This is a genomic window from Streptomyces sp. KL116D, from assembly GCF_030766975.1.
In the GTDB taxonomy this organism is placed as follows: Bacteria; Actinomycetota; Actinomycetes; order Streptomycetales; family Streptomycetaceae; genus Streptomyces; species Streptomyces longispororuber_A.
Genome location: NZ_JASERH010000048.1, coordinates 1 through 19296, shown reverse-complemented (window position 1 = coordinate 19296; position 19296 = coordinate 1). Strand labels below are relative to the sequence as shown.

17 protein-coding genes and 11 pseudogenes are annotated in these 19296 nt (G+C 70.5%); 13 read left to right on the top strand and 15 right to left on the bottom strand.

The features are described from left to right. Positions 1 to 40 precede the first annotated feature (40 nt). The 9 genes and pseudogenes from RBJ77_RS20465 (at position 41) to RBJ77_RS20425 (ending at position 7109) form a co-directional block, all read left to right on the top strand. A pseudogene (locus RBJ77_RS20465) lies at positions 41 to 563 on the top strand (ATP/GTP-binding protein). A gap of 373 nt (positions 564 to 936) precedes the next feature. Beyond that, on the top strand, positions 937 to 1434 hold the full coding sequence (locus tag RBJ77_RS20460; RefSeq protein ID WP_372346370.1) for a hypothetical protein: 498 nt from the start codon (positions 937 to 939) through the stop codon (positions 1432 to 1434). A 42-nt stretch (positions 1435 to 1476) separates the two neighbouring features. After that, the gene (locus RBJ77_RS20455) at positions 1477 to 1617 is read left to right on the top strand and encodes a hypothetical protein (protein ID WP_372346369.1); all 141 of its coding nucleotides are present in this window, start codon (positions 1477 to 1479) and stop codon (positions 1615 to 1617) included. Positions 1618 to 2033: 416 nt separating this feature from the next. Continuing rightward, complete coding sequence (locus RBJ77_RS20450; RefSeq protein WP_372346368.1) at positions 2034 to 2810, top strand: HAMP domain-containing protein; 777 nt, start codon at positions 2034 to 2036, stop codon at positions 2808 to 2810. A gap of 1175 nt (positions 2811 to 3985) precedes the next feature. Beyond that, positions 3986 to 4138 carry a hypothetical protein gene (locus RBJ77_RS20445; protein WP_372346367.1) on the top strand — a complete coding sequence of 51 codons (153 nt, stop codon included), beginning with the start codon at positions 3986 to 3988 and terminating at the stop codon, positions 4136 to 4138. Positions 4139 to 4234: 96 nt separating this feature from the next. Beyond that, positions 4235 to 4650: pseudogene (locus tag RBJ77_RS20440) on the top strand (roadblock/LC7 domain-containing protein). Positions 4651 to 4743: 93 nt separating this feature from the next. Then, positions 4744 to 5322, top strand: a pseudogene (locus RBJ77_RS20435) (DUF742 domain-containing protein); the annotation flags it as partial. A 146-nt stretch (positions 5323 to 5468) separates the two neighbouring features. Next, a complete protein-coding gene (locus RBJ77_RS20430) occupies positions 5469 to 6236 on the top strand; it encodes an ATP/GTP-binding protein (protein ID WP_372346366.1) in 768 nt (255 codons plus the stop codon). 537 nt (positions 6237 to 6773) lie between these two features. Further along, positions 6774 to 7109 (top strand): hypothetical protein, encoded by a 336-nt coding sequence (locus tag RBJ77_RS20425; protein WP_372346365.1) that lies wholly within the window; start codon positions 6774 to 6776, stop codon positions 7107 to 7109. Between the two features lie 341 nt (positions 7110 to 7450). On the opposite strand, the gene RBJ77_RS20420 is transcribed toward RBJ77_RS20425, so the two are convergent. After that, the gene (locus tag RBJ77_RS20420) at positions 7451 to 7615 is read right to left on the bottom strand and encodes a hypothetical protein (protein WP_372346364.1); all 165 of its coding nucleotides are present in this window, start codon (positions 7613 to 7615) and stop codon (positions 7451 to 7453) included. Between the two features lie 104 nt (positions 7616 to 7719). Continuing rightward, positions 7720 to 7878: a hypothetical protein gene (locus RBJ77_RS20415; RefSeq protein ID WP_372346363.1), complete on the bottom strand. Its 159-nt coding sequence runs from the start codon at positions 7876 to 7878 to the stop codon at positions 7720 to 7722. Positions 7879 to 8337: 459 nt separating this feature from the next. Here RBJ77_RS20415 and RBJ77_RS20410 point away from each other — a divergent pair, with 459 nt between their 5' ends. The 3 genes from RBJ77_RS20410 (at position 8338) to RBJ77_RS20400 (ending at position 9444) form a co-directional block, all read left to right on the top strand. Then, complete coding sequence (locus RBJ77_RS20410; protein ID WP_372346362.1) at positions 8338 to 8634, top strand: Scr1 family TA system antitoxin-like transcriptional regulator; 297 nt, start codon at positions 8338 to 8340, stop codon at positions 8632 to 8634. Positions 8635 to 8650: 16 nt separating this feature from the next. Continuing rightward, on the top strand, positions 8651 to 8926 hold the full coding sequence (locus tag RBJ77_RS20405) for a hypothetical protein (protein ID WP_372346361.1): 276 nt from the start codon (positions 8651 to 8653) through the stop codon (positions 8924 to 8926). A 233-nt stretch (positions 8927 to 9159) separates the two neighbouring features. After that, entirely contained in the window at positions 9160 to 9444 is a 285-nt protein-coding gene (locus tag RBJ77_RS20400; protein ID WP_372346360.1) for a DUF397 domain-containing protein, read from the top strand. 58 nt (positions 9445 to 9502) lie between these two features. On the opposite strand, the pseudogene RBJ77_RS20395 reads toward RBJ77_RS20400, so the two are convergent. The 11 genes and pseudogenes from RBJ77_RS20395 to RBJ77_RS20345 form a co-directional block, all read right to left on the bottom strand. After that, positions 9503 to 9698 (bottom strand): annotated as a pseudogene (locus tag RBJ77_RS20395) (acyl-CoA carboxylase subunit epsilon). A 20-nt stretch (positions 9699 to 9718) separates the two neighbouring features. Continuing rightward, positions 9719 to 10329: pseudogene (locus tag RBJ77_RS20390) on the bottom strand (carboxyl transferase domain-containing protein). A gap of 97 nt (positions 10330 to 10426) precedes the next feature. Beyond that, a pseudogene (locus RBJ77_RS20385) lies at positions 10427 to 10597 on the bottom strand (hypothetical protein); the annotation flags it as partial. Further along, entirely contained in the window at positions 10542 to 10931 is a 390-nt protein-coding gene (locus RBJ77_RS20380) for a carboxyl transferase domain-containing protein (RefSeq protein WP_372346359.1), read from the bottom strand. The gene RBJ77_RS20380 and the pseudogene RBJ77_RS20385, both read right to left, overlap by 56 nt. A gap of 94 nt (positions 10932 to 11025) precedes the next feature. After that, a pseudogene (locus RBJ77_RS20375) lies at positions 11026 to 11316 on the bottom strand (carboxyl transferase domain-containing protein); the annotation flags it as partial. 172 nt (positions 11317 to 11488) lie between these two features. Beyond that, the gene (locus RBJ77_RS20370; protein WP_372346377.1) at positions 11489 to 11602 is read right to left on the bottom strand and encodes a hypothetical protein; all 114 of its coding nucleotides are present in this window, start codon (positions 11600 to 11602) and stop codon (positions 11489 to 11491) included. A gap of 853 nt (positions 11603 to 12455) precedes the next feature. After that, positions 12456 to 13019, bottom strand: a complete 564-nt coding sequence (locus RBJ77_RS20365) for a hypothetical protein (protein WP_372346358.1) — start codon at positions 13017 to 13019, stop codon at positions 12456 to 12458. Between the two features lie 362 nt (positions 13020 to 13381). Continuing rightward, positions 13382 to 13891: a glycoside hydrolase family 101 beta sandwich domain-containing protein gene (locus RBJ77_RS20360; RefSeq protein WP_372346376.1), complete on the bottom strand. Its 510-nt coding sequence runs from the start codon at positions 13889 to 13891 to the stop codon at positions 13382 to 13384. After that, a pseudogene (locus tag RBJ77_RS20355) lies at positions 13798 to 14605 on the bottom strand (endo-alpha-N-acetylgalactosaminidase family protein); the annotation flags it as partial. The pseudogene RBJ77_RS20355 and the gene RBJ77_RS20360, both read right to left, overlap by 94 nt. Before the next feature lie 175 nt (positions 14606 to 14780). Beyond that, positions 14781 to 15170, bottom strand: a pseudogene (locus RBJ77_RS20350) (hypothetical protein); the annotation flags it as partial. 305 nt (positions 15171 to 15475) lie between these two features. Beyond that, positions 15476 to 15986: pseudogene (locus RBJ77_RS20345) on the bottom strand (hypothetical protein). 251 nt (positions 15987 to 16237) lie between these two features. Here RBJ77_RS20345 and RBJ77_RS20340 point away from each other — a divergent pair. After that, positions 16238 to 16897, top strand: a pseudogene (locus RBJ77_RS20340) (YceI family protein). Between the two features lie 152 nt (positions 16898 to 17049). Here RBJ77_RS20340 and RBJ77_RS20335 read toward each other — a convergent pair. Both RBJ77_RS20335 and RBJ77_RS20330 read right to left on the bottom strand, forming a co-directional pair. Then, positions 17050 to 17715, bottom strand: coding sequence for an ATP-binding cassette domain-containing protein (locus RBJ77_RS20335; protein ID WP_372346375.1), 666 nt, complete (start codon positions 17713 to 17715; stop codon positions 17050 to 17052). Between the two features lie 885 nt (positions 17716 to 18600). Next, positions 18601 to 19041, bottom strand: coding sequence for a transglutaminase-like protein (locus tag RBJ77_RS20330; RefSeq protein ID WP_372346357.1), 441 nt, complete (start codon positions 19039 to 19041; stop codon positions 18601 to 18603). Between the last annotated feature and the right edge of the window lie 255 nt (positions 19042 to 19296).

Sequence of the window (19296 nt, the reverse complement as noted above, 5' to 3'; positions counted from 1 at the left end):
CGGCTTCCATGGGAGCCACCCGGTCGACCACCCGGCGAAGATCGTGGTGGCGGGCGGCTTCGGTGTCGGCAAGACGACGTTCGTGGGGTCGGTCTCGAGATCAACCCGCTGCGCACCGAGGCCGTCATGACGTCGGCCTCGGCGGGCATCGACGACCTGACGCACACCGGGGACAAGACGACCACCACGGTCGCCATGGACTTCGGCCGCATCACGCCTGACCAGGACCTGATCCTGTACCTGTTCGGCACCGCCCGGCCAGACCGCTTCTGGTTCATGTGGGACGACTCGGTGCGCGGCGCGATCGGCGCCGTCGTCCTCGTGGACACCCGCCGCCCGCCGACTGCTTCCCCGCGGTCGACTACTTCGAGAACTCGGCCTGCCCTTCGTCATCGCGCTCAACGGCTTCGACGGGCACCAGCCGTACAACGGACGAGGTCCGGCGAGGCCTGCAGATCGGCCCCGACACCCCGATCATCACGACGGACGCCCGCCACCGTGCGGATGCAAAGAGTGCGCTGATCACGCTGGTGGAGCACGCTCTGATGGCCCGCTTGAAGTAGACAACAACGGTCGCAGTCGGCCGCAAGTGGCTGGTTCCGTACGGCGGAGTTGTCGTAGCTTCGGCGGCCCCTGTGGCCTTTGACACGCGGGGCCGCTGTGTTCATAACTGTTTCGACAGAGAATTCCGGTGAAGCCGACACACGTCGCGCACAGCCGGTTCCACTGTAGCTCACAAGAGCCCCGCCTTTGGCGGGGCCTCGCTCTTATGACCGTTTTATCTGGGGCATGCATCACGCTGAGGTTCCGGTTCCGACTGTTTGGAACTGCGCCTCCTGACGTGCTGGAATGCGCTGAACTGCCCAGTAAGGACGGGCTCTGAGTCAGACAGCGGCGGCACAACGTAGGTGCCGACGCCGAGAGGTTGTTGGTCGAGTGAGGCGAAGCAAGAACAGTCCCGAGCCGGCATCGGCGCGGGGCAACTTCACCCGCGCCGCGGACAGCGCACCGGCCGCCCCGGCCGAGGCCGCGCGCGCGCGGCACGTCGGGGAGCGGACGGATGTCACCGCGCAACTGGCGCGTACCCACCAAGCTGAACGCGATCCTGCTCATACCCGGCCGGTCGTCGGCCTGGTCATGGGCGGATTCCAGGTGAAGAGCTCCATCGACACCTGGCAGGAGGCCGAGGACGCGGAGGCGACGGCGCGCGTGGTGCAGGCGTCGCTGACGTACGGCAACCGCCTCATCGAGGAGCGGGACGTCACCGCCGCCCCGCTGCTCCAGGGCAAGAAGAACGACCCGACGGTCGTCAGGCCCGCGCGCGGCGACGGACGCCGCCGCGGACGCCTTCACGCCGCGGCGCAGAACATGCCGCACAAGGAGGGCCTCGACCGGCGCATCGACGCAGTTCACCGAGGTCGAGGCGCGGACTGAGCAAGCTCAGGGCCGCCGCGTACACCTCGAAGCTCCCAGGGCGTGCAGACCGAGGAGCGCTACGTCGCCATCCAGCACCCGCTGATGGAGTTCGCCAACGAGCTGGGCCTCGGCACCGGAAACATCACCAGCTACGGCCGTACCGTCTACGCGATCTCGCTGTCCAAGGCCGCGCTCTCCTGAGCGCTCCATCGGCATGCACCTGCTGGTCAAGCCCGGTCACGACCGTCACGAGCTTCGCCAAGCAGCGCACCGCGCTCGGCAGCTCGCCGCGTACCTCGAGGGCATCGCCGTCGGGAGTACAAGAGCGGCGGTACGCCCGAGGACCTGAAGAAGCTCGACGACGCGATCAAGCAGCTGAAGACGGACGGCGCCAAGCAGAGCCGCCGCCGCCAGGCGAAGGACCCGTCGTACATCCCGCCGCCGGCCGACACCACGGAGATGGTCGGCGTGCATCGTCGGCGCTGCCCTCCACAGCCGAGCGCCCGATCTCGCCATCGCGCAGAAGGCGCGACGGACCCTGAGACTGGTGGGCCGTCAGCCACCGCGAAGTTCGAGCGCCTACCGCGACGATCGAGTCGGACCTCGCCGACAAGGCCGTGAAGGAAGCCTCGAGATCGCGGCCGACGCCAAGCAGCGAAGCGATCATCATCGGCGCCGCCGTCGTGATCGCGCTGCTCGCCGCCGTGCTGCTCGCCGGTCAGATGGCCCGCCAGATGTCCCGCTCCATGCGCCGGCTGCGCTCCGCCGCCTTCGACGTGGCCGAGCAGCGCCTGCCGATGCTGGTCGACCAGCTCTCGCGCACCGAGCCGGGCCGCGTGGACACCCGCGTGCAGCCGATCCCGATCACCACGACCGACGAGATCGGCGAGGTCGCGCGCGCCTTCGACCAGGTTCACCGGGAAGCGGTACGGCTCGCGGCCGAGCAGGCCCTCCTGCGCGGCAGCATCAACGCGATCTTCACCAACCTGTCAGCGCCGCAACCAGTCGCTGATCGAGGGCCAGCTGACCCTCATCACCGACCTGGAGAACAACGAGGCCGACCGGACCAGCTGGAGAACCTCTTCACGCCTGGACCACCTCGCGACCCGTATGCGCCGCAACGGCGAGAACCTCCTGGTCCTCGCGGCGAGGAGCCGGGCCGCCGCTGGGACCAGCCGGTCCCGCTGGTCGACGTGCTGCGCGCCGCCGCCTCCGAGGTGGAGCAGTACGAGCGCGTCGAGCTGTCCGGCGTCGGAGGCCGACATCCACGGCCGCGCGGTCACCGACCTCGTGCACCTGCTCGCCGAGCTGCTGGAGAACGCGACCACGTTCTCGTCGCCGCAGACCAAGGTCCGCGTCACCGCGACCCGTCTCCCCGACGGCCGCATCACTGACTCGAGATCCACGACAAGGGCATCGGCCTCACCGCCGAGGACTTCGCGGACATCAACCACAAGCTGGCCAACCCGCCGACCGTGGACGCCGCGCGATCTCCCAGCGCATGGGCCTGTTCGTGGTCGGCCGCCTGTCGGACCGGCACGGCATCCGCGTCCAGCTGCGCCCCTCGGGCGAGCAGGCGGGCACGACCTCGCTGGTCATGCTCCCGGACGCGATCACGCACGCGCGGTGGCGGCGGTCGCCAGCAGCACGACGACTCCGAGTTCACCGTCTCGACGATGATCCCGGAGCAGCAGGCGTACGAGCACGCGCCGCTGACGCACGGCGGCCGAGCTGGGCTTCGACGACAGCCGTTACGAGGTCCCGGACGACGCCCTGCGAACTGGACCCGGTCGGCCGCTCCTCGCTGATGCGCGAGGAGCGCCGTGCGGCGCTCGAGCGCAGCGCAGACCCTGAGCGCAGCAGGCCGGGCGACCGCCCGCTCTTCCGCGACCAGGTCGACGCCAGCAGCAGCCGCTGCCGTCCCGCCCGGCCGTCGCCGAGCAGACCGCGTACGACGCTCAGCAGAGCGGCTACGATCAACGGGCAGCGGTCTGGCTACGACGATCGGCGCCAGGGCGTCTCACGACGAGCGGCGAGCAGGTCTCGTACGGCGAGCGGCAGCGGCCCGCCTACGACGCCTTCGCCGCCCGCGCAGCCACGCCTACGACAATGGCGGTCCCGGTTCGTACGGCCCGAACTACGGGGCGCAGGACGGCCATGCGTGAGTCGCGCAGGAGTCCCATACAACGCCTTCGGCAGCCCGCGCGGCAGGCCGACCGGCAGGGCCAGGACTCCTACCAGGGCGACTTCCAGGCTCACGTGCGGGTACGCCCGAAGCGGAATCCGTCCAGGCGCGCTGACGCGGCGGAGCGGAGAGCGTAGGCTTCGACCCGCACCGTCCGGCGGTCCCGGCCTGTCGGCCGGCCCCTCCCCGTCCGCTCCGCACGCGCTGACCGACGCCGGTCTCCCGCGCCGCGGCGGCGGCGCCCCCCAGCGCCAGGAGCCGGCGCCGGAGCTGCCGAGTCGGACGACGACTCCTGGCGCTCGGCCAACGACGAGCGTGGGTGCGTGCCGAGCGGCTCGAGGAGCCGAAGGCCGGCGGAGTGACTCGTCCGGACTCCCGCGCCGAGTGCGCAAGGCCAACCTGGTCGAGGGCACGGCGGAGTCCACGCCGCAGGGCGGCCCGCAGATCTCCCGAGCCCCCGAGGACGTACGGGGCCGGCTGAGCAACCTGCGCCGCGGTGTGCAGCGGGGCCGCAGCGAAGGCAGCAGTGACCAGTAGTGAACGCAAGTCCCGACAGTGTGACGAACGGCCAGGTCAGCGGGTTTCCCGATGAGCCTGACAGCACCTACAACCAGGAGCGTTAGTGTGAGCCCGATGAGCCAGGCGGCACAGAACCTGAACTGGTTGATCACCACTCTCGTGGACAACACCCCCGGGTGTCCCACACGGTGGTGGTCTCCGCCGACGGACTCCTTCTGGCGATGTCCGAAGGGTTCCCCGCGACCGCGCCGACCAGCTGGCGGCCGTCGCTTCGGGTCTGACCTCGTTGACCGCGGGCGCGTCCCGCATCTTCGAGGGTGGCGCGGTGAACCAGACAGCCGTGGAGATGGAGCGAGGATTCCTCTTCATCATGTCCACTTTCTGATGGTTCTTCTCTCGCCGTCCTTGCACACCCCGAGGCGGACATTGGTCTCGCTGGGTACGAGATGGCACTTCTTGTCGACTCGCGCGGGCACGGTTCTCGACGCCCTGACCTGCGTGCGGAGCTTCAGGAAGCCTCTCTCAACTAGCAGACAGCGTGCGGCTTCGCGCCCCGTGGCCGTACAGCGTTTCGGGACGCGGCTCCACAGTGATGGTGCCCAGCGCAGTCGGAGGAGGAGTACGTGTCTGCGTTCAGCAACACCCCCGAGCGGTCTCGTCGGCAGTGGCCGCCCTACGGCCCCGGCCAGGGCCAGGCAGGCATGGGTGGTCGTGAAGACGGGTCTGCAGAACCGGTACAACTTCCTCCACGCCGAGCCACGCCCGGCCGACAGGCAGCGCGTCCGCACGACCAGCCGCCCGCGCCGCGCATCCAGCCTGCGCAGCCCCAGCCGCGTCCTGACGCGAGTCCCGCGCCTGCTGCGAAGAACAATCCCCTGGTGCGCCTCGTACGCCATGACGGGCGGCCGCACCAGGCCGCGCTACCAGCTCGCCATCGAGGCGCTGGTGCATCACCACGCGCGCGAGCCGCACCAGTTGCAGGTGGGCCAACTGCCCGAGCACCAGCGGATCTGCAACCTCTGCCGGGAGATCAAGTCGGTGGCCGAAATCTCGGCCCTGCTCTGACGATCCCCCTCGGCGTGGCCAGGATCCTCGTCGCCGACCTGGCGGAGGCGGGCCTGGTCGCCATCCATCAGCCGGGCGGCGACGAGAACGCCGGCGGCCAGCCAGACGTGACTCTGCTCGAAAGGGTGCTCAGTGGATCTCTCGCAAGCTCTAGCGGAGGGCCGGTTTCCAAGCCGCTCCACCACCACCGCGAAGATCGTGGTGGCGGGCGGCCTCGGTGTCGGCAAGACGACGTTCGTCGGCGCCGTCTCCGAGATCAACCCTGCTGCGCACCGAGGCCGTCATGACGTCCGCTTCGGCGGGCATCGACGACCTGACCCACACCGGGGACAAGACGACCACCACGGTCGCCATGGACTTCGGCCGCATCACGCTCGACCAGGACCTGATCCTGTACCCGCCCGGCACGCCCGGCCAGGACCGCTTCTGGTTCATGTGGGACGACCTGGTGCGCGGCGCGATCGGCGCCGTCGTCCTCGTGGACACTCCGCCGCCTCGCCGACTGCTTCCCGGCCGTCGACTACTTCGAGAACTCGCGGCCTGCCCCTTCGTCGTCGCCCTCAACGGCTTCGACGGCAGCCAGCCCTACGGTCCCCGACGAGGTCCGCGAGGCCCTGCAGATCGGCCCCGACACCCCGATCATCACGACGGACGCCCGCCACCGCGCGGACGCGAAGTCGACGCTGATCACGCTCGTCGAGCACGCGCTGATGGCCCGCCTGCGCTAGCGCCGCCGCGCGCTCGCGCCGGTACCTTCGCCCCCGCTGGTGCATACCAGCGGGCGTCGTCGTCCCGCGCCGCGGCCGGTCATGACGGACCCAATTCCGGGCCGGGCACTGCTCCCGGCCATGCTGCGCGCACCCCACGAGCCGTGGCCACGGGGCGACGCGCAGTAATACCCTTTGGTTGCAGGTCGAGTTCGGCACAGATGTCCCTCCGCACATCTGACCGAATCCACATACCTGCCGCTGTGATGCTTTTCGCGCACCCTCGCGCTCACCTCATGGGGGCGGGACCATGGGCGGTGCCCGCCTATCTCAAGGCGAAATGAGCAGGAAGCGGAGCCATCCGATGAGCTTGTCCTACTCCGGGCACCAGAGCTACAGATCTCGGTGCCGCCGTCGCGCGATCGAACGGCCTCGTACCGGGCAGGGGGCAGTGCAGACCGCTCGCGAGGCGGAATGCCGTCTCCCTGCATGACGCGGTCGAACAGGCACAACAGGGGGACGAGCGGGCGTTCCGCACGGTCTACCAGACGCCGCATCCGCGACTCCTGGCCTACGCCAGAGCGCTGGTGGGCGCGACGGAGGCCGAGCACGTCCTCTCCGACAGCTGGCTGCAGATCGCCCGGGACCCTGCACAAGTTCCGGGGTGACGGGGCCGGCTTTCCACGGCTGGTGCAGCCGGATCGTGCGCAATCGGGCGCTGGACCATCCGCTGGCACAAGCGCCGTCCCGAAGCCCCGACGACCTGAGCGCGATCCTGAACGGCCCGCGCCCGACGACACGTCCGAACAGGCCCTGACGACCCTCGGTACCGAGCGCGCCATGGCCCTCGTGGCGCAGCTCCCCAGCAGCAGGCCGAGGCGGTGATCCTGCTGGCCGTCGTCGGTCTCGACGCCAAGCGGGCCGCCGGCATCCTCGGCAAACGCGTGGGCGCCGTCCGTACGGCCGCCCACCGCGGCATCCGCAAGCTCTCGGCCTCGTGGCGGGAGAGCGCGCACACTCTAGACCCCGCGCGGCCGGGTCCGACCCCCGCCCGCGCACGACGGTCCTGCCGCCCCGACCCGGCGACGCGCCGACCGTCCCCGGCCCCTCCGGCCGCCCATCCGGCAGCCGGGCCCCCGTCACCGCGGTCCGCCTCTCGCGGACCCTGCGCCCAGGCCCCCGGCGCGCAGGCAGTCGCCGACACCCTGGCTCCGTGAACTCAGCACGGATGCGGGCCCTGTTCGACGGCAGCCGCCTCCCAGCGCTCCCGGACGACAGCGGCCGGACGTGCGGGACGGGCCCGTGGTCTCGCGCCGCCCGCTCTGCGGGCCTCATGTGCACCGTTCCCGTCCCGTACGCCGGACCGCCTGGTCCTGTCGGCCGCCCTGCGGCCGGCCGCGCCGGAGGCGGCACACACGCACGCCCGGGCACGAACACACAGAGGATTCGGATGAACACGCACAGACGCAGAAAGCGTGCCGCCCTCACCGCCGTCCGTCAGGACGGCGACCAGGCGGCACCTGACCCTCGCGGGGCCCCTGCGGGCCGGTCTGCTCCGTCAGTCGCAGCCTCCCGCGTCCACGTCCCCCAGGGCCAGCTCGGCCCAGACCACCTTCCGGGTGGGGTCGGCGTCATCCCGAGGGCCGAGGCGTAGGCGGCGACCAGGAACAGTCCCCGTCCGCCGGGTCTCGAAGAAGTCCGGCGGCTCCGTGGGGACGGTCACGAGCACCGGGACGTGTCCGCCACCTCGAGGCGCGGACTCCGTCCGCCGTCCTGCTGATGACGAACTCGAAAACGACTGTCGTCGCAGTGCCGCACATTGCTGCACTAGCCCGTCGCCACGAGCGACGTGTCGTGCACCAGCTTGTGCAGGCCCCAGCAGCGCAGGCGGGCGCCCACGATGCGGCGGATCTGCTCCAGGCGGTGCGGGCTGTACTCCATACGGATCGCGCACGGTCGGTCGATCACATCGATCACATCGATCACGACGGCCTCATCCGTTGGCTGGTCCGGCATTACTCCGTCCCTTGGCGGTCAACTCGCTTGTGGGCAAGGGCGTTGCTCCGACATCATGCTGCCGAAAGTATTACTTAGGCAAGTATTACGTGCGAGTACTGTGCCAACGCGATGGGACTGCAGATGACAGTTGTGTGGCCTGAAGGGCGGGACATCATGTGGCCATGTCCCAGAGCGAGATGCCCACGATGCGCAGCCGCCGCCTTCGGCGCCGAGCTGCGGCGACTGCGCAATGAAGCCGGCATGAAGGTCAACGACGCCGCCCTGGCACTCGGAGTGCGGACAACCGGAAGATCAGTCAGATCGAGACGGGGAAGCGCGGAATCCGCCAGCTCGACCTGACGACCCTGCTCAATCTGTACGGCGTCACGGACGACGACAGCGGGCCAACCTCAAGCGGCTGGCCCGGGACGTCCATAAGGTCGACTGGTGGTCCGGCCAGGGCCCCTGCTCAGCGACGACCTGCGCGACTACCTCACCCTGGAGGCTGACTCCTCGCTGGTTCGTTCGTTCGAGCCTTCAGTACTTCCCGGACTGCTGCAGACCGAGGCGTACATGCGCGCGATATTCACCGCAGGGGCAGATGCGGATCACGTCGAACCTCTTGTGAAGACCCGCATGAGGCGCAGGGATCTGCTGGGCGGAACCACCGAATTCCGCCTGAGAGTGGTCATAGACACACCCGCGCTGCACCGAATGCCGGGGCCGCGGACTCTGGATCCGTGAGCAGTTCGAACACCTCATGGAGACAGGCGAGTTGCCCAATGTCACCATTCAGGTTCTGCCCTGGACATCACTCTGCCCCTCGCGCAGTACGCTCCCTATACGCTCTTCACCATGCGCGGCGAACCCCCGTGCAGGTGGCGTGGCTGGAGCACATGACCGGCGGCATCGCCTCGAGCAGCGCCCCGAGGTCGACACTACCCGCGCTGGGGACGACCTGACCGCTGCCGCGCTTTCGCCGGCACAGTCCCGCCGGTACCTCAGTGACCGAATCAAGCAAGAGAGCGGATCATGATGCCCCCACTTCCAGCACCCACCGCCCGCTCCACGAAATCGGCCTCGGCGAGCTGGCACAAGAGCACGTTCAGCGGCGCGTCGAACGGCTGCGTCGAGCACGCGAAAACTGACCGGCCACCGACGCGCGGTCCGGGACACCAGGAACCGCGGGTTCGGCGCGATCGTCTCGACTCCGCCGACTGGCGCGCGTTCGTCTCCAGCGTCAACTCCGGGATCCTGCCGCTAGCGAGTATGAGCACCCAGCACAGCGGTTCCATCCGTACCGGTCTTGACCGGGAGAAGGCGCGGCTCTACGCCCCCGACCTCGCGGACGCCCAGTGGCTGAGCGCTCCGGGGAACGGCTCCCACGGCGCCGTGGAGGCTCCGCTCAGCGGCGGCGGGGTGGCGATGCGCAATCCGGCGGACCCACGAGGCCTCGTGCTGCGCTTCACCGCCCACGAGTGGGAGGCGTTCAAACTCGGCGCGCTGCACGGGGGAGTTCGACCGAGCCCCGGCACTCGACGCAAACAGGCGTGAGCCCCGTCCTGATGGACGGGGCTCACGCCTGTGTCGGGTGCGCGGCAGCGCGGGCCGGTCAGCCCTGCCAGGAGTGCGGCGCGGAAGCCGTGCTGGCGCTCGAGACGGCGCCATCCGGCCTTGTCGCGGCCCCGGTCGGGCGCGGTCGGCGTGGTGGCCGCACGGGGCCAGCAGGATCGCGAGTGATGGCCGCGACCCTCCTCGGGCTCGGCGTGGCCCTTCGACGCGGGATGTCGGCGTTGGACATGTGGCAGGTCTCCTACGACTAGTGCCGCTACTGCGGCGGGTTGCCGTGCTTGCGGGACGGCAGGTCGGCGTGCTTCGTGCGCAGCATCGCCAGGGACTTGATCAGCACCTCACGGGTTCCTCGCGGTCGATGACGTCGTCGACGAGGCCGCGCTCGGCCGCGTAGTACGGGTGCATGAGTTCGACTTGTACCCTTGACCATGCGGGCGCGCATGGCCTCGGGGTCCTCGGCCCCGGCGATCTGCCGGCGGAAGATCACGTTGGCGGCGCCCTCGGCGCCCATCACGGCGATCTCGTTCGTCGGCCAGGCGTAGGTGAGGTCGGCGCCGATGGACTGCGAGTCCATGACGATGTACGCACCTCCGTACGCCTTGCGCAGGATCAGCGAGATCCGCGGCACCGTGGCGTTGCAGTAGGCGTACAGCAGCTTCGCACCGTGCCGGATGATCCTGCCGTGCTCCTGGTCGACGCCGGGCAGGAAGCCGGGCACGTCGAGGAGGGTCACGATGGGGATATTGAAAGCGTCGCACATCTGGACTAAACCGTGCAGCCTTTCGCTGGCCTGATGTCCAGGACGCCCGCGAGGGACTGCGGCTGGTTGGCGACGATGCCGACGACCTGGCCGTCGAGGCGGGCCAGGGCGCAGATGATGCTGCGCGCCCAGCGCTCGTGGACCTTCCAGGTAGTCGCCGTCGTCGACGAGCTCCTCGATGACCTTGCTCATGTCGTACGGGCGGCTGCCGTCCGCGGGGACCAGGTCGAGGAGGACGTCCGAGCGGCGGTCCGCCGGGTCGTCGGACTCGACGGTCGGCGGGTGGGTTCTCCCGGGTTGTTCTGCGGGAGCAGCGAGATCAGGTAGCGGACCCGGCGATGGCAGGTCTCTTCGTCGTCGTAGGCGAAGTGACACACGCCGGAGTCTCCGCGTGGACGCCGGCGCCGCCGAGCCCGTTCTGGGTGATCTCCTCGCCCGTGACCGCCTTGACCACGTCAGGACCGGTGATGAACATCTGCGAGGTCTCACGGACCATGAACACGAAGTCGGTCAGCGCCGACCAGTAGGCCGCGCCGCCCGCACACGGGCCCAGCATCACGCTGATCTGCGGGATGACACCCGACGCCTTGGTGTTGCGCTGGAAGATCCTGCCATAGCCGGCGAGCGCCGAGACGCCCTCCTGGATCCGCGCGCCCGCACCGTCGTTCAGCGACACCAGCGGGGCACCGGCCGCGATGGCCATGTCCATGATCTTGTGGATCTCGTCGCGTGGGCCTCGCCCAGCGCACCCCGAAGATCCGGAAGTCGTGCGCGTACACGAAGACCGTACGGCCCTCGACCGTGCCCCAGCCGGTGATCACACCGTCCGTGTACGGCTTCTGGTCCTCCAGGCCGAAGCCGACCGCCCGGTGCCGGCGCAACTGCTCGACTCTCGTTGAACGACCCTCGTCCAGGAGCAGCTCGATACGCTCGCGCGCCGTCAGCTTTGCCCTTCGCGTGCTGGGCCTCGGTCGCCTTCTCACTGGGCCCGGCCAGCGCCTGGGCACGGATCGCGTGCAGCTCTGCCGCACGCCCGCGGCGTCGCGTGGGCTCGTCCCCCGGGGGTGCGAGGCGGTGTCGTCCAAAACGGTCATGTAGTGACCTTACGAAGCCGACCAAGGAAAACGGGCCGTTGACTCCGTACAGTCTCCGGCCCGTTTTCCTGGTAGCCCCGAACAGAACCCCCGGCGACGTGCAGCCGAAGTTACTGCTCAGGGCCCCGTCGGCTTGTAGGGGGTCACACAAAGGGGTCCGGTGAGATGCCGCTCACACTCCGCAGTGGAAGCGGGCGTTCCCCAGTCCGGCGGTCGCCCTGTTGCCGTCGCCGCCGTCCCCGACGATCAGGTCGACGTACGTGGCGCCGCTGACGTCGGCCGACAGCCGCCAGGCCGTGTCTGTGGCCTTGAGGACCGGGGGACTTCACCTTCCGGGTGCCGTCGGCCGTCACCGAGAACTGCACGCTACCGCGACTGGATCTGGATGTCGTCGACGCCGACCTCCGCGGTGAAGGAGGTGCGACCCGTCCGCCGAGGTAGTAGCGGATCCGGCGGGCGCGTGGGTGCCGAGCGCCCGCGCAGGAGACTCCGCCGATCTTGAGCGGTGCCGTCGCCCTGGCCCTGTTCCCCGTTGGAGAGGTCCTTCTCGACGGCTCCAGCCGCTGTCGGACGACGTCCAGTCCAGGGTCGCTCGCGTACGTGTCCGTGGTGGGCGGCGGCGGGAGCGTGCGGACCGGCGGCCGCGGTGAGGGTGCGCGGACGTGCCGGCGACCAGGTACGTCGCTCTCAAGCGTCCAGCTGCAGGGCTGGTACTTCGCGTCGGCGGGCGGGTGACCTGCCAGGTGGCGGCGGCCTTCGCGCCGGGGGCGACCGGGGTCGAGGGCGGTGCCGCGGGCTCGGACGCCAGCCGTCGTGTCAGGCGAGGGTGGACGGTCGCGTCCTTGATCCTCGGCCGTCTCGTAGTTGGGTGAAGGTGGCTCGACCTTGTTCGGCCGGCCCGGTTCCGAGGGTCTCCCCGCCGTGAGGGCGAGCGTGCTGCAGGCCGCGCTCTGGTCCTCCGCCGGGCCGAGGTCGGTCACGGTGAAGTCGTCGAGGACGAAGTCGGCGCCGTCGCGCCGGTCAGCTTGCGTGCAGTGCCGGTCCTGAGTGTCGCCGCAGCCGCGGATTGACGGTGGTGCGGAAGCGGGCCGGTGGTGCGCTGCCGTCCCACGCGGCACGGCGGCGGTCTCCACGGCAAGTCAGCTCGCCGCGGTCGTAGCCGGCTGATCCACCGGTAGGCGCCCGCGTGGCTGGACTGGTAGGCGAAGTCGACTCTGGTAGGCGTGCCCGTCCTTCATCGGCACGGTCGCGGGCGAGGTGCGGTGCAGACGACGCCGTCGTTCTCCCTCGTGCGACTTGAGGACCTCGCCGCCGCCGATGACGTCGATCGACGAGCTTGCCGTTCCAGCCGGCCCGCGTGTACGGGGCGCCGCTCGCGCGATGTGGGTGCGCGGGTCGGCGACGCCGCCCGCGTCGCCCGTGTCGAACGGGCCCCAGCCCTGGGCCGACGGTCCTCGAAGCGTCCCTCGTGCACGACGGCGCCGGGCTCGGTCGTCGGGGCGTTGCGCACGAGACGTACGTCGTCGACGCGGACCGCGGCGCCCGCCGCGTCCTTCGCGCGCCGCCACCCGCAGGGTCATGGCGCCGTTGGCGGGCGCGGTGAAGTTCACCTTCATGCGCTGCATGTGCGTGCCGTGCCAGTCGCTGGCCGCCATGGTGTTGAGCAGCGTGGACCGGTCGAGCGCGGCGGACCCACTGCCCACGCCCTCAGCGTCGTGCGGCGGGTCTTGCCCGGCTCGATCTCGACCCAGGCGGAGGCGGTGTACCAGCTCGCCGGGCTCGAGTCCTCGCGGACGCTGCCGCCGACTGAGGCCGCGCCGGTGCCGGACAGGCGGGCGCGCTGTTGCGTCCAGTTGCCGTCGGTGCTCGCGGGCGACCATGGCCGTCCTTGCCCCAGCCGAGTCAGCCGCGCGTCGTTGAAGGCCGGTCCTTCAGGCCGGTGCCCCGCCCCAGGCGGGTCGCTCGCGCGGGGCGTGCCGTCGGCCGGGTAGGAGAACGTACGGCTGTCCGGCCTCGGCCTTGGCGCGTGAGCTTCCGGTGGAGTCGGTGCGCACGGTGCCGGTCTTCACGCGGCCGTCGTCGGTGATGCCGGTAGACGTGTACGAGCCGCCGGGCGCGGGCCCAACCGGTCGTGCCGCCCGACTTGTTGTAGTGTGTAGAGCTTTCTGCCCTGGTCCCAGGGCAGCAGGTAGCGGTCGCCGTCGAGGACCTTGCGGCCGTGGTCGTAGAAGGTGCGGGTGCCGTTCTCGACGGTGCCGTGCAGGCCGCCGGTGAAGCGTGATGTCGCGCCGTCCCAGCGGGTGATCTTCTGGTGCTGGAGGTACTTGGCGGCAGCGTCGCGCTGCCAGATGCTGGCGTAGAAGTCGTTCCAGTCGTTCCCACCGGTCCAGCTCGAGCGCCTGACTGAGGGCGGACTGGCCGAGGACCGTCGTTGTTCCAGACGTCCTTCTCGCCGCTGCGGATGAAACCGGATGATCTTCGGAGTTGAGGCCCTTGTCCGTGGCGCCGCCGTAGTCGAGAGTCGTCGTTGGCCCAGTGCGACCAGAGGGACTGCCGCTCGAACTTGTCGGCCCACTCGGTGGCGAGGTTCCAGCCCTGGCCGTTGATGGCGTCGGCCGTCTTCTCGGCGATCCAGCCGTGCGTGTAGTAGACGTCGACGCAGACGTGTGGTGAGGTTCTTGTCGGTCTCGTCCGCGCAGCTGCTTGAAGCGGGCGGCGAGGTCGCCGCTGGTGATGTCGCGGCGCTGGTCGATGTAGTAGCTCTGGTCGAGCCAGTTCCAGCCGGGCGACTTCGGGTTCACCCAGGTCGTCCTTGAAGTGCTCGGCGACCGGGCACGCCTCGGTGGCGCTGACGTGGACGCCGAACTCGGCGCCGTACTTCTTCCCGCCCTTGAGCAGAAGCCCGTTGAGGTCCTGAGGCCGCCCGCCCGCTTTGTTGGTGTTGCCGCCGTAGTCGGTGCGCGGAGTCGTGGCCCTCGGACGCGTAGCCCTGGAGCAGCGCGAACCGGCCGAGGGCCGTCGGTGGCGAGCCCGATGCGCTTGACGTCGTCGAGGGTGCGCAGGAAGGGTGCTGGGCCTGGCTGGCGAAGTTGAACGGGATGTGGGTGACGACCCGGTCGGCGGTCGCCTCGCTGCCCTTCGCGGTGACGCCGATCGAGCGGAAGGCGACGGCGCCGTCCCGCCAGCCGACCGTCCCGTCGCCGTTGGCGTCGGGGGTGACGACGACCTTCGCCCACGGCAGGTCCTGCCGGTGGCGGGGGCCGGGGCACCGGCGCCGCGGTAGGTCCACTGCCCGGACCAGACGCCCACTCGCGTGCCGCCGTCGGCGTCCTTGCGGGCCTGGTGCCAGAAGCGGGCGTCGTCGCCGTTCGTGGCGCCGCTCGGCTTGTCGTACGCCGAGTTGGACTCACGGCCGCGGCGAGCCGCCCGGTGTTGACGATGGCGTACGCGGCCGGTCGCGACCGCTCGGCCGTGGTGCCGGCGGTGACCTTGCCGAAGACGTCCGCGGTCTTGGTGGAGTCCGGGTCGAGCTTGCGAACGCGGTCTGCGCACCGCCGTCCGCGCTGCCCACGGAGCACCAGGTCGTGCCCCGATGTCGATCGTCCCCACCGGAAGGCCGCCGTGTCCCGCACGGCCGTCACCTTGAAGGTGGTCGTGCGCCCGGCGACGCCGAGGGTGGCGTCGAGCTCCACGTCCGGCAGGTCGGGGAAGGTGAGGGTGTACGCGGCCGTGGCCCCGGTGACCTGGGGTGCGGCCTTGAGGCGGGTGGCGTACGCCGTGCCGTTGAGGGTGACCTCGGTGACGGTGTGCGTGCTGCCGAGGAGGCGGGCGCCGCTCGCGTCCGCGTAGGACAGGACGCGGGGGGAAGTCGTCGGCGACGGTGACCTTCAGCTGCGGGGGACGCGAGGACGAGGCCGGGGGCGGGCTCGTCCGGCGCGGCCGCGGAGACGGGTGCCGCGAGGGCGGCCACGACTGCGGTGGCCGCCGCCAGGACCAGGGCGCGTTGCGCGGGATCTTCGACATGGGGGTCTGGGTATCGGCGTGGCACGGCCCGGGTCAACGGAGTGACTCCGGTAGCGGGCGTTGGCAGTCCAACCATTGCCGTCCGGAAGTCCAGTGCCCGGGCCGGGCGCGCGGCGCCCCGGCCCCGACAGCCGCCTCAGCAGCCGCCGCAGTTGTAGTAGAGGACGTCCCAGTGGCTGCCCTCTGTCGGCGTAGATGTTGCCGGAGCCCGACTGGTACTGGGGCGCCGTCGCCGCGCAGGCCGATGTACGTGAACGTGTTCTTGATGTAGTTGGTGACGCAGGTGTTCTTGCCGTAGTCGAGCTTGTAGCCGTTCCAGTGCGAGTAGGTGCCGCTCGCGTGGCCGGTCTCGGTGCCGCCGGTGATGTTCAGGGCGCAGCCGGTGGCGCGCTTGAGGGTCTGGGCGCCCTGGGCGGTGGCGAGGTTGAGCTGGTCGAAGGACGTGCAGGTGGCGTTGTTCCGGTTGGAGCAGCCGCCGGACGACGACCAGGTGATACCGACCGAGCTGAACATCGAGGTGGCGGTGGCGTGGCTGGATCTTTGGTGACGGCGAAGGCGTCGGTCGCGGTGGTGAGGACACCGAAACCGGGTGCGACGAGGGCGCCGGTGGTGAGCGCGAGCGCGGTGAGCGCCGAGCGGATGCGCATGGTGGGGTTCCCTTCCTGCTGTTGACCGTGCTGGCTGTGAGACGGCTGTGGTGCAGGTGGAGCAAGGAGATCGTGCCTGGTTCTACGCGCGTCCGGTAGAGCGCGAACAAGATCCACCGGGTGTAATCGGAGACACACACCGTTGATGTTGAAAGTTGAACATCATCGCGCTACAGTCGCTCTCAGTTGATGGTTCAACTTTCAAACATCACGTCGGCACCCCCGTGCCGCCCGTCCCCAAGGAGCACGTCATGGGCATCTTCGGCCGCAAGAACGACGAGACCGCCACCACCGCCGCGCAGGCCGGCCCCGACCTGCCTCGCTCACCGGCGAGTACACCGTCGACCCGGCGCACACGACCCTGGGCTTCGTCGCCCGGCACGCCATGGTCACGAACGTGAAGGGCAGCTTCACCGACTTCACCGGCTCGCTGCACTCTGGACGGTTCGGACCCGGCTGGTCGACGGCCTCCTTCGACGTCCAGATGGAGAGCATCGACACCGGCAACGCCGACCGTGACGGTCACCTTCAAGAGCGCCGACTTTCTTCAAGATCGACGAGTTCCTGACGATGACGTTCCGCTCGACGTCCGCCGAGTCCCTGGGCGGCGAGGACTACCGCATCACCGGCGACCCTCACCCATCCTGGGCACGACCCGGCCGCTCACCATCGACCTGGAGTTCAACGGCTCGGGCGAAGGACCCGTTCGGCAACGAGCGCGTGGGCTTCGAGGGCAAGTCCGAGATCGGCGCTCCGAGGGGGCCTGACCTGGAACGCGCGCGCTGGAGACGGGCGGCGTGCTGGTCTCCGACAAGATCAAGCTGAACTTCGACATCTCGGCGATCAAGAGCGCCTCGAGCACCGGCGGAGCCACCGTCACCGGAGCGACCGACACCGTCAATGTGAGCTGAGGCGGCCACGAACTGCGTGGCCGCCAACTCGGCGTGCCAGCGGGTCCTGTTCGGAGGAGTTCGGCGTGGCTGCTCCTGGGCGCGCACCCGCCTCGTCCTCCAGGACCACGATGCGGTCCTGCGTCGACGACCGTCGACAGACGGTCGCGCGATCACCAGGACCGTCGCAGCCGCACAGCCAGCTCGCGGACGACCGCGCGCGCAGGTGCTGTTCGTTGACCGCGTCCAGGTTCGCCGTCACCTCGTCCAGGGAGCAGCAGGGCCGGGCGGCGCAGCAACGCCCGGGCGATGGCGACGCGTTGGCGTTCGCCGCCGGAGCAGCAGCACGCCGCGGCGGCCGACCGCGTCGAGGCGCCGCCGGGCCACCAGGTCGTCGAGGCGGGTCCGCGTGCGACGACGTCGCGCATGTCGTCGTCCGTCGCGTCCGGGGCCGCGTACAGCAGGTTGTCGCGCAGGGTGCCGGCGAGGACGGGGCGCGTCCTGCTCCACGTAGCCGAGGGTCGCGCGCAGCTGTGCGAGCGGCCAGCGTCGCGGATGTCGCGGCCACCGACCGTGACGGTGCCCGCGTCAGTCGGTAGCGTTCCAGGAGCGCGAAGACCGCGGACTTGCCTGCGCCGGACGGGCCGACGAGCGCCGTGAGCCCGCCGGCCGGGGCGTCGAAGGTGACGCCGTCGTGGGCGGGGGCGCGTCTGTCGGCGTAGCGGAAGACGACGTCCGTGAAGGCGACCGGGACGGGCCCTGCCGATCTCCTCTCTTGCGCCCGCGCCCTGTCGGGGCTGCTCGCCGGGCAGGTCCTCGATCTCCGCGAGGCGGGCCACCGCGGCCAGGCCGCTGTTGAGGCCCACCCACCCTCCGTCAGCTGGCCCGAGCGGCGCGACGAGGTAACAGGTAGAGCAGGAACGCGATCAGCGAGGAGAGGTCGAGTGCCCGAGGGCGACGCGCGCGCCGCCCACGCCGAGCACGCACAGGAACGCCACCCGTACCGAGAGACGAGCATCGCCACGTCGGACGCGGACGTCCAGCGGGCGACCGAGGCCCCTGTCGTGGCGCCGGGCGGCGCGGTGACGGCGGACTGCTTGCGGCCCTCGGCGCCGTTCGCCTCGGACGGTGGTGGAACCACCGCAGGGCCCGGTCGAGCGCCGAGCCCATCGCGCCGACCGCCTCCTGCGCCTGGGTCTGGGCGCGCCGGATGCGTGGCATGAGGAGGGCGAGGGCGGCCGCGATCAGGGCGAGGACCAGGAGCGTCACGCCGAGCAGACCAGGTCCATGACGCCCATCAGGAACCACCGGCGCCACCGAGCGAGCGCGCCGCCGCCTGATTCGACGGAGGCTGCGGGAGAGTGACCAGCAGCGTATGCCGTGTCGCCGCGCGCGCGGAGCAGATCGCCGGGGTGAGCCGGTCCACGGCGGCGACGGTCAGCTGAGCATGGCCGACGAGCCGCTCCTGGCGCCGCCGAGCACGACCGCCTCGCCGGTACGGGACATCAGGATAGGTGCCGCCTGCGGTGATGCCCCGGCGACCACGACGGCGGTGAGCAGGGAGCAGGGCCGGGGCGGGGCGAGCGGTTCTCGGCGAAGGCCTGCACCAGTACTTCGCCATGACCGGCATCGCGAGCCCGGCGCCTGACCCGGCGAGTGCGTGAGGACGCCGCCGACGGCCAGGGGTGCGTGCGTGCTGGGACGGGCGGGCGAGACGGCGCAGGTCAGCGGGCATCCGTGCCCCGGGAACGGCGACCGCCTGTCCGGGCGGCCGTCACGGTGATCAAGGCCGGTACTTCCGCGGCCGCCGCCCGCCTCAACAGCGCCCTCGGCCTGCACCCAGGCGTGCGGGTGAACGGCGGCGCGGCGCGGACGCCCGCGTGCCGTCGGGCCAGGTGCCGGAGAGCCGGCAGAGCAGCGCGACGGCGACCGAGCGCGCGGCAGAGCCAGCCGTACCAGCCGGCGCAGCGGCGGCTGGTGGCGACGACCGACTCGTACGCGAGCGCGGTGGCGTGCGGGGCGGGGGCGGCGCCGGCTGAGGAGCGTGCAGGCGCGCAGCCGGTCGGGGCGGAGCCGTGGGCGACGAGGGCCACGCCGACGGCGGCCCTGACCCGCGGGCCGCGCCGGGCGCCGGGCCCCGGCATCGTCATTATCTCGGTGCTCACGGTGGCCATCTTCGCGTCGACGAGAGCTGCCGGGTGAGTTCGGCGACGTCGGCTCGCCCGGGCGCGCGGTCGACGTCGAACGCGGTGATGAGCCGCTCCACCGCCGTGTCCGCCGTGGCCCTCTCGGCGAGGGTGTGCGATCACGAGGGTGCCGGACTCGTTCAACTGCCAGTTGAAGCGGCGCACGAAAACGCCAAAGCGTTTCACGATAAATGCGAAACGGCTAAACACCATCGAGGCCGAACGAAGTACACT

Bases quoted from the DNA above. Each gene is read 5' to 3' on its own strand.
- RBJ77_RS20430 (WP_372346366.1), top strand. From the start codon at position 5,469: ATGACGTCCGCTTCGGCGGGCATCGACGACCTGACCCACACCGGGGAC.
- RBJ77_RS20405 (WP_372346361.1), top strand. From the start codon at position 8,651: ATGGAGACAGGCGAGTTGCCCAATGTCACCATTCAGGTTCTGCCCTGG.
- RBJ77_RS20400 (WP_372346360.1), top strand. From the start codon at position 9,160: ATGAGCACCCAGCACAGCGGTTCCATCCGTACCGGTCTTGACCGGGAG.
- RBJ77_RS20380 (WP_372346359.1), bottom strand. From the start codon at position 10,931: ATGGACATGGCCATCGCGGCCGGTGCCCCGCTGGTGTCGCTGAACGAC.